Annotated in this window: 12 protein-coding genes and 1 pseudogene; 7 read left to right on the top strand and 6 right to left on the bottom strand. The window is 68.1% G+C overall.

Translation table 11 applies throughout. The annotated features are described in order from the left end of the window. Positions 1-66: 66 nt before the first annotated feature. Both AB0J09_RS41155 and AB0J09_RS41150 read right to left on the bottom strand, forming a co-directional pair. Positions 67-384, bottom strand: coding sequence for a hypothetical protein (locus AB0J09_RS41155; RefSeq protein WP_360703509.1), 318 nt, complete (start codon positions 382-384; stop codon positions 67-69). Next, on the bottom strand, positions 384-1,907 hold the full coding sequence (locus tag AB0J09_RS41150; RefSeq protein WP_360703506.1) for a site-specific integrase: 1,524 nt from the start codon (positions 1,905-1,907) through the stop codon (positions 384-386). Before AB0J09_RS41150 ends, AB0J09_RS41155 begins: the two co-directional genes overlap by 1 nt. A gap of 433 nt (positions 1,908-2,340) precedes the next feature. Between AB0J09_RS41150 and AB0J09_RS41145 the strand changes: the two genes are divergently transcribed. From AB0J09_RS41145 to AB0J09_RS41135, 3 genes are all read left to right on the top strand, one after another. Then, a complete protein-coding gene (locus tag AB0J09_RS41145; protein ID WP_360703504.1) occupies positions 2,341-3,096 on the top strand; it encodes an SDR family oxidoreductase in 756 nt (251 codons plus the stop codon). A 154-nt stretch (positions 3,097-3,250) separates the two neighbouring features. Further along, positions 3,251-4,129 carry an ABC transporter substrate-binding protein gene (locus AB0J09_RS41140; RefSeq protein ID WP_360703501.1) on the top strand — a complete coding sequence of 293 codons (879 nt, stop codon included), beginning with the start codon at positions 3,251-3,253 and terminating at the stop codon, positions 4,127-4,129. A 430-nt stretch (positions 4,130-4,559) separates the two neighbouring features. Then, a complete protein-coding gene (locus AB0J09_RS41135) occupies positions 4,560-5,465 on the top strand; it encodes a hypothetical protein (protein WP_360703499.1) in 906 nt (301 codons plus the stop codon). A 195-nt stretch (positions 5,466-5,660) separates the two neighbouring features. On the opposite strand, the gene AB0J09_RS41130 is transcribed toward AB0J09_RS41135, so the two are convergent. Beyond that, entirely contained in the window at positions 5,661-6,626 is a 966-nt protein-coding gene (locus AB0J09_RS41130; protein WP_360703496.1) for a chlorophyllase, read from the bottom strand. 199 nt (positions 6,627-6,825) lie between these two features. On the opposite strand from AB0J09_RS41130, the gene AB0J09_RS41125 reads away from it, so the two are divergent. Both AB0J09_RS41125 and AB0J09_RS41120 read left to right on the top strand, forming a co-directional pair. Further along, the gene (locus AB0J09_RS41125) at positions 6,826-7,422 is read left to right on the top strand and encodes a TetR/AcrR family transcriptional regulator (RefSeq protein WP_360703493.1); all 597 of its coding nucleotides are present in this window, start codon (positions 6,826-6,828) and stop codon (positions 7,420-7,422) included. Between the two features lie 15 nt (positions 7,423-7,437). Then, positions 7,438-7,665 carry a hypothetical protein gene (locus AB0J09_RS41120; protein ID WP_360703491.1) on the top strand — a complete coding sequence of 76 codons (228 nt, stop codon included), beginning with the start codon at positions 7,438-7,440 and terminating at the stop codon, positions 7,663-7,665. A 25-nt stretch (positions 7,666-7,690) separates the two neighbouring features. Here the strand turns inward: AB0J09_RS41120 and AB0J09_RS41115 are convergent, their stop codons facing one another. Together AB0J09_RS41115 and AB0J09_RS41110 are read right to left on the bottom strand one after the other, a co-directional pair. Then, on the bottom strand, positions 7,691-8,005 hold the full coding sequence (locus AB0J09_RS41115) for a hypothetical protein (RefSeq protein WP_360703488.1): 315 nt from the start codon (positions 8,003-8,005) through the stop codon (positions 7,691-7,693). Between the two features lie 51 nt (positions 8,006-8,056). Then, positions 8,057-8,920: a LysR family transcriptional regulator gene (locus tag AB0J09_RS41110; RefSeq protein ID WP_360703486.1), complete on the bottom strand. Its 864-nt coding sequence runs from the start codon at positions 8,918-8,920 to the stop codon at positions 8,057-8,059. A 93-nt stretch (positions 8,921-9,013) separates the two neighbouring features. Here AB0J09_RS41110 and AB0J09_RS41105 point away from each other — a divergent pair, with 93 nt between their 5' ends. Beyond that, complete coding sequence (locus AB0J09_RS41105; protein WP_360703483.1) at positions 9,014-9,751, top strand: SDR family oxidoreductase; 738 nt, start codon at positions 9,014-9,016, stop codon at positions 9,749-9,751. 75 nt (positions 9,752-9,826) lie between these two features. After that, positions 9,827-10,285, top strand: a pseudogene (locus AB0J09_RS41100) (SAM-dependent methyltransferase); the annotation flags it as partial. A gap of 96 nt (positions 10,286-10,381) precedes the next feature. Here the strand turns inward: AB0J09_RS41100 and AB0J09_RS41095 are convergent. Further along, a partial coding sequence (locus AB0J09_RS41095; protein ID WP_360703480.1) for a hypothetical protein occupies positions 10,382-10,986 on the bottom strand: 605 nt, incomplete at its 5' end.

Raw genomic sequence — 10,986 nt, 5'->3', positions numbered from 1 at the left:
ATCAGGACCACCCCGGCCATCAGCATGGATTTCTGATGGCCGCCAGCTGAGAGAACCCAAGTCCACCTACCTGGGGATCCTCATGGCCGTTGACAGGCGTTCTTGTTCGTTCAGCCAACGCAGGAAGATCTCGACAGCTCGGCGGCCTGCCCGGCAGGTCTCGATGGACCGCCAGGTGCCCCCGGGTCCGGCTTTTCGGTCCAGCGCCGCGGCGAAGGCCTGCCGCAACTCCAGGCTGCCCGGCAACGCGGTGAAGTCACATGCCCCCTCCACTCCGCCGCTCTCCCCGTAAACGGTGACGATCAGCCCGGTGGCGTCCAGCGATCGCGGCCGGGCGAACTCCGCGCTCGGGAGCGCGGCCCGACGCTGATGCCGACCGGCCATCACGGCTCGCCGTCCGGGCCGACGTCCATCACGAGTCGACTTGCGGTGGCCACCCGCGAGAGGATGCCGGACAGGTCCTCGGTGTCATCCAGGATCTGCGCCAGCCGGATACCGTTGACCGGCTCGAGGTAGATCATGCGCGTGGTGTCCTCGCTTTGGTGCCCTAACAGGTCTCTGACGAGGGGAAATGCCCCTTCATAGACGTCGCGCAGGTGTTGGCGTTCCTCCGCGTTCAGGCCGAAACGTTGATCGAGTCCTCGCTGGAGCGTGATCAGCATCTTCAGGGCGAAGGAGTGCCGGCAGGCGTGCGGGAACAGACTGATCGGCTTTCCATGGCGATGACACCGCTCGTTCGCCGCGTCGAAGACCTTCTCCCACGACTCGTGCCGCATTGGCATGCCCGACTCGGTCAGCCAGAGCTGCAGCGGCTCCAGTCCAGTCGGGCCCAGAATGAACAGGCGCCGCCGCTCATCGGCGTCCAGTGAACTGATCGAGGACTCACCCCGGATGCCCGCGCTGTCTTCCCAGGCCAGGATCCGCGTCCGACCTAGCATGATCTTGGTGACGATGCGCTTGCCGACCAGGTGGTCGTAGGCACCGCGGCGCTGTGCGCGCCGGATCGCGGCCCGCCGGCCGGTGGCCATGTAGGTGGTCACCGCCTTGATCGCCTCAGCGTGGACGTAGAACATCCGCTGGCGCCGCTTGGCGATCGCCGCGGCCACTGTGCCCTCGTAGTAGGTCTGTCGCAGTACGGCGTCCGGGACCTCGATGGTGAGCAGGCAGCCGCCCTCCCGTAGCCGTAACCCGCTCTCGAACAGCAGCTCGGCGAAGGCGGTGTTGCGGCCGCCGTTGCGGCCCCGCCAGCCCGTCTCCGGCAGTCCGGCGGCCGTGTAGCCGCGCAGCCCGATGTCGCGCCAGAGCCGGAACGTGCGCGGGGTCACCCACTTGACGTTCGCCGTGCGTACGTCCTTGGCGCTGTTGGCCGCCACCTCCACCACCGAACCGTCCCGAGCTCGGACGGTGAGCATCACGACCGGGCTGCGCCGCACATGACCATGGCCCACGGCCCAGTCGTAGAGCAGCTTGAACGCGGCCAGCTCCCGCTGCCACTTGGCTCCGCTGATCCGCGATGGGTTGTCGGTCGAGCGGCGCCGCCAAGCCTCGTAGTCGTCCAGGTCGTCGGGGTCGGCCTCGTCCCAGTTCTTGCTGCGGGACCACAAAAACGAGAAGAACAGCCGGTAGTCCTTGGCGTACGCCTGGCGTGAGCCGATCGCCAGCCGGGAGAAGCGGGACCGGCGGAAGAAGGCGGCCAGCCGCGGGTCGATCCTGCCTTGCGGATCGATCAGGATCGGCGTCTGGCTCTCGATGCTCAACCGGCGCTCGCGCGCGTCGATGTCCTGCCACTCATCCAGCAGCGGTAGGAAGCCATGCGGGATCACGGTGCCGCGAGAGGTCCAGTACAGATCCCACTGACCGCGGTACGCGTCGGATACGGCATCGGACGAGACATCCACAGGAGTCACTCAGGCACCGTAGACCTCATCCTTAGCAACACGCCTAGACCTTCCAGGGAAAAGCCGCCGCCTGGATTCAGTCTGCGGGCCGCCAGGCATCCGGACAGTGACAGCGCCCAGGACGAGTTCGATCGCCGGACTCGATCGGCCGCGGGCAAGAACGATGCTCGGGACAAAGGCGAACAGGGCGACGGCGGCTGACCATCGCCGCGCGCCGGGCACCGGCGGGGACCGCCTGAGCTGCTGAGCGAGATCATCCGCGGCGCGTTGGAGCGGCGGCTCACCTCGCACGCGGTTGCCGTGCGAGCTCGACGAGACTGCGGCGAATCTGCTGGGGGCGACCGCGACGCCGTGCTCAACGGGGCGATCCGCTCGGCACACCCCGGGCATCGATGATGAGCGACTCGCCGACGGCCCGCGATGATGAGCAGGAGGTGGACCCGTGACCGGGGCAACCAACAGGGTGGCATTGGTGACAGGGGCCAGCAGCGGAATCGGTGCGGCCACCGCGCGTCTTCTGGCCGCGCGAGGGATGCGCGTGGTGGTCAACTACCTCCGCAGCGGCACGGCAGCCGAGGACGTCGTGGCCGACATCGAGGCCGCAGGCGGCCAGGCCATGGCGGTGCAGGCCGACGTGCGCGAGGCGGCGGCGGTCGAGAGCATGATCGAGCAGGTCCAGGCGGCATGGGGCGGCATCGACGTGCTCATGCACAACGCGCTCACCCCGTACGTGATCAAGCCGTTTAAGGACATGACGTGGGAAGAACTGGGCGGGAAGCTCGACGACGAGATGCGTGCGGCGTTCGCGGTCACCAAAGCCGTCCTGCCCGCCATGACCGAACAGGGCTGGGGACGCATCATCTATCTCGGAACCGGCCTCAGCCGCCAGCCCAGGGAGGGCATGATCGCACTGGGCACGGCCAAGGCCGCACTGGCGCAGTTCGCCCGGTACGTCGCCCAGGAACTGGGCCCGCGGGGCATCACGGTCAACGTCGTCGAGCCCGGCCCGGTGGAGGACACCCGCATGGCGCGTGTGCTCGACGAGGAGCTCAAACAGCGGCAGGTGGCCGCTACCCCCCTGGGCCGCCTGGCGCACCCGGGCGACGTCGCCCAAGCGGTCGCCTTCTACGCCGGCGAGGACAACGCCTTCATGACCGGCACCACGGCCGCGGTCAACGGCGGGATGTCCATGTACTGACGCCCCCCTGTCCTCGCGGCCATACCGTCCCAGTCTGTCCGACGGCCGGACCGCATCCGGCACACCGTCACCTCAGCACCCACCACGGGCCGCAGCAACCGGGCCCGCGGCACGCGCGGGCGCATGGCGGTGACACGATCAAGGAAAAACGTTCATGTACACGATCGATCTCGCCTACGTCGGGCGGGGCCTGCACGAGGAACTGGTCGCCTACATCGCCGACCAGCAGGGCTACTACGCCGACGAGGGCGTGCACGTCGCGCTGCGCGACGGCTGCTCCTGGGACGAGGAACGGCTGCGCCACGGCGCCACCATCGGGCTCGCCCGGGCGCTGCTGTCCCGACTGGCCGATGGCATCCCCTGGGTCGCACTCAATGTCAACACCCACCGCCCGCTGTTCTGGTTCCTCGCCCGCCCCGGCCTGACCTCCTTGGCCGACCTGGCCGGCCGACGGCTGGCGGTACACGCCCCCCGCACCGCACCCGGCTGCTTCACCCGGATCGTGCTGCGCCAGGCCGGCCTCGACCCGGACCGCGACATCCACACCATCGTCCGCCCGCCCGGCGACTACGGCATGGACCTGCGCTGGCTGCACGACGGCAGGATCGACGCCGCCCTGGTCGGCAGCACCATGGCACCGGAGGCGATAGCCGCCGAGCACGGCTGGCAGGTGCCGGCCTGGGTCGGCGACCACTTCCAGATCCCCACCGTGGGCGTGGCCGTCGACCCCACCTACATCCACCCGGACGACCCCGCGGTCCAGGCCGTCGTACGAGCCCACCGGCGCGCCCTGCAGGTGGTCCACAACGAACCCGACACCACGGTGCGGCACATCCAGACGTTCCTCGGCCGACACACCGCAGACGAAGTCCGCGCCCACTACGAGACGTTCATCGCACCGTATTTCACCACCGACGGCCAAGCCGACCTCGCCGTCGGCGCCACCGCGATCACCGCGGTCGCCGCCGAACTCGGCGTCCCCGCCACCGTCACCGCAGCCGAGTTCTACCGCACCGCGACCACCAAACTCTAGTACTCCAGTGACACTCTGCGATCATGATTCGGATCTGCGCTGGTAGTGGCAGTGTCGCCAGGTGACGGCGGCGCCAGTCTGACCAGCGCAGGACGTCGCTGATCGAGTTGGGCCGGGTAGCACGAGCACGGCCGGCAGTCGGCGGATCTCGGGCAGTGTCAGCGCGATGCGGTCCTTGCCGCCGATCTGGCCCTCGTGCACATCCCCCGCAGAAGAAGGCAGATCTCGATCGCCACGCGGAATCCACTCAGATCCGCGGTCACAAAGTCCGGGCCGGCAGCGGAGGTGATCGCCGCGTGATGCGCCGCCTATGCTGCGGGCCACCTCCGTCACCGATCTCCCGGCTGACTCCGGCATTCCCGGCGCGTGACACAGCCGTGGGCGGACCGGCAGAATGTGCCGTCCGTTCCCGATCATGATGAGAGGGCCCATGAAACGCTGGATCACCCTGCTGGCCGCGACCCTGGTCTCCGCCGCGCTGGTCACCCCGCCCGCGCCCGCTCGGGCCGCCGTCGACCCGGTCTCCTCGCTGAAGAAGCAGATCGCCAAGCGTCAGGCGGTGCGGGTGGTGGAGCTGAGCGGTCTGTACCTCGGCCGCGACGAGGACATCTTCCAGGTGGAGAACCGCGGCGTCCTGGTGCTTGGCGGGGCAGGTGTGGGTGCGGCTGACATGACCCGTACTCTTCGCCCCGGTTTCCGGATGCGTGACCAGATGAAGGCGGGCGCCTGGGACGCGGCGAAGGTGGGGGCGGAGTCCAAGCCCAACCGCTCGATCGCGGTGGGCGGGCGGCTGTATCGGTCCGGCCCGCTGTACGCGCCCGTACTGCCCGAGGGCAGGACGTGGGCGGCGGCGGGCCGCAGGAGCGCCACCGCCGCGGCGTACGGTGACCAGCTGATCAATGTCTTCGAGCCTGCCACGTTGAAGACGCTGCTGGCCACGGCTTCCAGCAAGCGCCCCGACAAGTACGGATCCGACTTGAAGGCCACCATGTATCGGGGCACGATCACCTTCCAGCGGCTGCACGCGGTCTCCCCCACCTTCCGCGCCCTGATCGGCACCCGGTCCCTGGCGAGGGTCGGCGAAACGAAGATCAGCTGGATGCTGCATGTCGACGACGACAGGGGCCAAGCCCTCACCCTGAGCGCCAGCTGGCCCGTCTCCGGCGGCCGCCGGGCGGCGGTCTTCACCCAGTACCCCGGCCGGGACCACCCGAGAACGCTGGCCATGCGCGTCTCAGCTCCGCGTCCCGCACAGGTGGCCCCGGAATCGTCGCTGACAGGGGCGCTACCCCGCCCCAGCGCCCTGCTCGACCTGACCTTCTCGCCGAGCGCGTAGGCCGCCCGCCCGCCCCGAGCCTGCAGCGCACACCTTTCACCACTGACGCGGGCGAGCCACGCGGTGTCGGGCCGCAGCGGGGACGGGGCGGCGGTCGGGTTCCTGTCAAGACGACCTGGACGGGATCTCTAAGGGAAACGAGACCGGGTCCCGGACAGGTGTACACAACGTGGCGGCCCGCCGTCGGGTTTGGGCTTACTTGGATTCGACCCGTCCGAGCGGATTGGGGCCGGCCGTCAGCGCGTCACGCGCCGCCTGCCAAGCGGAATCCCCGGGGTAGAGCTCGGTGCGGAGGTAGGCCCAGGTGAGCCGGCCGACCGCGGCGACTCGCTCGGGGTTCTCGTCCGTGGTTTCGGCGACGTCATATCCAGAGATCCCGCCGAGCCCGTGCTCTGCGTCGAACAGGGTGAGCAGGGACTTGGGGCCCGGGGAGAGGAAGTACGGATCGGTGTGCCATTCCGCACCCCGAACCGTCAGGTGGACAGAGGTGTCCTTATCGCCGGCGACCACGAGCGCGGGCGTCGTCATCTCGGAGAAGTCCGTAGTCAAGAAGAAGGAATAGTTCTCGGCCACGAACTCGGTGACGGCATCGCCGCCTCTGCCGGGCGCGGCAAGCAGCACACCCGCCTTGATCCGGGGCTCGGCCAGGTTCGCTTCCGTTCCGTCGTGGGGATCGGTGAGCCGCGCGCCCAGCAGCAGGCTCGCGGTGTGCCCGCCCATCGAGTGCCCGGCCACGGCGACCTTGCTTCGGTCCAGGCGCCCGAGGAGTTGCGGGACGGCGGCCTCGAGCTCGTCGAGCTGGTCGAGGATGCGCTTCATGTCCTCGGCCCGCGATCGCCAGTACATCGGCGCCTCAGGGTCGTCAGAATTCAGGTTCAGCGTCTTCGAGCTCAGATGGGTGGGTTGGACCACGACGAAGCCGTGCGCCGCCCAGAAGTTGGCGAGTGGGGCGTAGCCGTTCAGCGAGGAGAGGTTGTTCGAGTAGCCCTGACCGTGCGAGAGAAGGATGATCGGCAGCTCGCCTCCGGTCATGGGCGCGGAGACTCGCACCTGCAGGTCCACGGCGCGGCCGGGAGCTGACAGCACTACCGGACTGACCGACAGGACAGGAGCAGGCGCACTGATCGCCTCGTCCGTAATCGCCATGGCTGATTCGCTCATAGGAAGATCTTCCTTGCTGTTTCGTGGGTGATGTAGCCGGGTTGACGCGCCGCAGGCCGCTGTCGAGCGTGCGTGGCGACAATGCGTGGTTTGGTTGACGGGCCCCTGCTCTGACATCATGAGCAAACGGAACCTTGTCCCGTTTGACGATATGGGACATTGTCCCGTTTAGCAACCCGGTAGTGGAGGGAACGGCGCGATGAACGACAGCGACCGGGGCGCAGGGCACGCAGCCCGGCCCAAACGGGCGGACGCCCGGCGCAACAAGGAGACTCTGCTCGACGCGGCGGCCGCGATCTTCGTCACGTCAGGCGTGGAAGCGCCGATCCGCGACATCGCGGCCAAGGCCAGCGTCGGGACGGCCACGATCTACCGCCACTTCCCGACGCGAGCGGATCTCATCATCGCCGTCTACCGGCACCAGATCGAGACGTGCGCCGAGGCCGGCCCGGCCTTGCTGACCAACGCCGATTCTCCGTTCGCAGCACTCCGTCAGTGGGTCGACCTCTTCGTTGATTTCCTGGTCACGAAGCACGGGCTCGCTAACGCGCTGCAATCGGACAGCAGCGGCTTCGACGCGCTTCACGCCTACTTCCTCGACCGCTTGGTGCCCGTCTGTGCGCAGTTGCTCGACGCCGCAGTCAACGCCGGCGAAATCAGGCCCGGGACGCACGCCTACGAACTGATGCGCGGCATCGGCAACCTCTGCATCGGACATGACAGCGACCCGCGCTATGACCCTCGCCGATTGGTCGAACTGCTCCTCCAGGGACTACAGCGACCGCAGTCATCCTGATGTCGACGACACCCGATGCTCGCGAAGTTGCTCTTGATCGGGGCTGTTCTTGAGATGCCTGAGCACGACGAGCAGACGGCCGAACAGGACTCAAGGATGTTCTGCGAGTCAGCAGCCGGCGGCTCCGGTGATGGCGTCGAAACTGAAGACATAGCCGGTGTCGCCGCCGCCATAGATGCAGCCGGCGGGGCTGTAGGCGTAGCCGTAGTTGTGGGTGTCTCCGCCGTTGACGCCCGTGTGTGAAAGAGGGTTGGGAAAACCGGGAAGATCACCCGGACTGCTCGCATGGGACGTGATAGGCCCAGCTGTAACAGAGGGTCTGGCCGAGGTATGTGCGATCTTCGCTGTAGAAGGGGAAGTAGGTGCGCACGTCATCGCTCAGCTTGATGGTCAGCGGTTGGAACACCACGCTGCGGGCACCTCCGGCGGGAAACAGATCGACCAGGCCGGGCTGCGGGTCCACGTAAGTGCCGGTCCCGTCGCCGCAGGCCACGATGGGCGGGTCGGGGGTCTTGTTGCCGACGATCGTGCAGACCCCGCTGTCGTTCGTGCCGTCCGCGAAGTAGCGCGGGGTGATGGCCAAGATACGGTAGGTGTCATCAGGGTGATGGCGGCGATGGAAGGCAAGAGAGGGTCATAGCTGTGTGGCCGTGCGGATCAGCCCGGCGAGGGCGAGGGAGCGGCTGTGCGCGGGCCAGGCGATGTGGGTGACGACGGGGGGTGCGTCGGTCAAGGGGACGGCGGTGTGCTCGGCCCATAGCCAGGCGCGGGCGGAGTCGGGGAAGACGGCCACGGTGCGTCCGAGGGCGATCAGCTGGGCCAGCTGCGTCTGGTCGTGGATCTCGGGGCCTGGGCCGGGTGGATACGTGCCGTGGCGGGACCAGCGGGCGAGCGGCAGATCGGGGATGTCGCTGACGTCGGCCAGGGACAAAGTCTTGTGCGCGGCGAGGGGGTGCCCGGCGGGCAGGATCGCGATCTGCCCCTCGGTCATCAGTTCCTCGCTGTCGAATCCGGCGAGGGAGTTGAACGGCGCGTGCATGAGCGCAACATCAGCGCGGCCATCGCGCAGCATTTCTTCCTGCTCACACGTGCCGCTCGGTAGCACCTCGATCTCGGCGGCGTCAGGCTCGGCCGCGTAGGCGTCGAGGAGCTTCTGCAGCAGCTCGTGAGACGCGGCGGCCTTCACTGCCAGCACCAGGCGGTTGCGGGGGTCACCTGGTCTGTCGGCGCCACCGGCGCGACGGGTGCGGCGAGCGGCGGCGGTGGTCGCGTCGAGGGCTGCGCGGCCCTCCTGCAGCAGTACCTCTCCGGCGCCGGTCAGGGAGACACCGCGGCGGTTACGTTTCAGCAGGGAGACGCCGAGGCGCCGCTCGAGTTGCTGGATCGCCCGGGACAGCGGTGGTTGGGCCATGCCGAGGCGCTCGGCGGCGCGGCCGAAGTGCAGTTCCTCGGCGACGGCCATGAAGTACCTCAACTCGCGGGTCTCCAAGGTGTCCACGGCCACACCATACCTCAGTGATACCTACCAGGTATGACAGGGCACTGTATCGGTGTTGGATGCGCCGCTCGTCCACGAGCGAACATCGACGGCATGAGCGAAACGAAGATCGCGCTGGTGACCGGCGCGAACAAGGGAATCGGGTACGAAATTGCGGCCGGGCTGGGCGCCCTCGGGTACCGAGTGGGCGTGGGAGCCCGCGACGATGCCCGGCGCGAGACCGCCGTTGAGAAGCTGCGCGCCGCCGGGGTGGACGCATTCGGGGTGCCGCTGGACGTGACCAGCGACCAGAGCGTCACCGATGCCGCGGAACTGATCGAACGGCAGGCCGGGCGCCTGGACGTCCTGGTGAACAACGCCGGTATCTCAGGAGAGACGGGGCCGGGGTGGGTGCAGGACCCGACCACGCTCGACCTCGACGTGGTCCGCACGGTCGTGGAGACCAACGTCATCGGTGTCATCCGGGTGACCAACGCGATGCTGCCACTGCTGCAGCGCTCGGCGTCGCCACGCATCGTCAACGTCTCCAGTGCCGTCGCCTCCCTGACCCGGCAGGCGGACCCGGACATCGAGATCGGCCCCATCATGGCGGCCTACTCGCCGTCGAAGTCGTTCCTCAACGCCGTCACCGTGCAGTACGCCCGGCAGTTCGCAGGTACGAACATCCTGATCAACGCCGCCTGCCCGGGCCTGGTTGCGACCGACTTCACCGGCTTCCATGGACCCCGCACTCCTGAGCAGGGCGCAGCCACGGCGATCCGGCTGGCCACGCTGCCCGACGGCGGCCCGACCGGTTCGTTCTTTGAGGACGACGGCGTCATCCCATGGTGACCCCGAACCTGTCGTGATCATGCCGTAAAGCCCTCGCATGCTCGACGCGACCGCGGATACCGAGCGGAGAAGACACGCGTCTTCGAGGTCGACCATCCCGCGACTTCGCGATGGAAACGCGAACTCCTCGCCGAAGCGGAAATCCCGCTCCCCGGCACCGTCTCGTTCGTCGCCGTCGACCTCGAGAACGAGCCGTTGACCGAGCAGCTCGTGGCGGGCGGGTTCGTCCCGTCCCGGCGGGCGTTCGTGAGCTGGCTGGGCGTCAGCATGTACCTCACCCGCGAGGCCATCGGCCGGACGCTCGGCATGCTCATCGCCCTCGCGCCCGGCACCGAACTCGTCCTGGACTACCTCGTGCCGGAGGAGTTGCGCGACGAGGCGGGCAGGCAGTACGCCCAGGCCATCGCGGGGGCCGCCGCCCAGGGAGGCGAGCCCTGGGTCTCCTTCTTCAGCCCCGAGGAGATGGCCGCCCTGCTGGGTGCGTACGGGTTCGAGGTGGTCGAGCAGGTAAGCCAGCGCGACCCCGCGCCCTGAGTCGCGGTCGCGTTCTCGACGATCGGGATCCACCCAGCTCGGCAGCGCGCATCCGATACTGCTTCGGCGACGTGCGCGAAAAGGCGTGCTGGGCGATCAGGCCTCTCCGGCCTTCTGTGCGAGTGCCGCCTCGCGTTCGAGTGAGATATCCCGTAGAAGCGCAGTGTCCTGGTAGAACGAACGCTTCTTAGTGATCTTGCCGTTCGTCACGTCGACCAACTCGAGAACGGTCATCCTCCACAGGTTGGCGTGGATATCAGTGCCACTGTTCGTGGCCACCACCACGCGAGTGGGACCGTCGGCAATGAGCCCGTCAATGCTGATGGCCGGGATGTCCAACCCGGTCAGCTCGTGCATCCGATGCCGCGCCGGCCCGATGGCGGCTCCCCTGTAGACGCCGCTGTCGGGGTGGCCCCAGTTCAGCTCGATCTCCTGCTCGTCGGTCAGCTCTTTGATCGTTGCGAAGTCCGGGCCGCCGGGTCCTCGGAGAACGGCTTCTTGAACTCCTCCCCGGCCTGAAGGCCGGAGATTCTCCCGTCGCGCCGCGGTTAAGCGGCGCGCGGGGGTTGACGCTTCGCAGACCGGGCAGCCCCGAGGTCTCCACGTCCTGACACCGGCATTCCGACGGCGTTTTTGATATTGATCGCGGCGTTGGTGTCGGCATGCCCGACCCAACCGCACGCGGGGTTGGCGCAGGCGTA

The organism is Nonomuraea sp. NPDC049784 (genome assembly GCF_040659615.1).
In the GTDB taxonomy this organism is placed as follows: Bacteria; Actinomycetota; Actinomycetes; order Streptosporangiales; family Streptosporangiaceae; genus Nonomuraea.
Note: the sequence above shows the minus strand (reverse complement) of the source record. Positions and strands in the feature narration are given on the sequence as shown.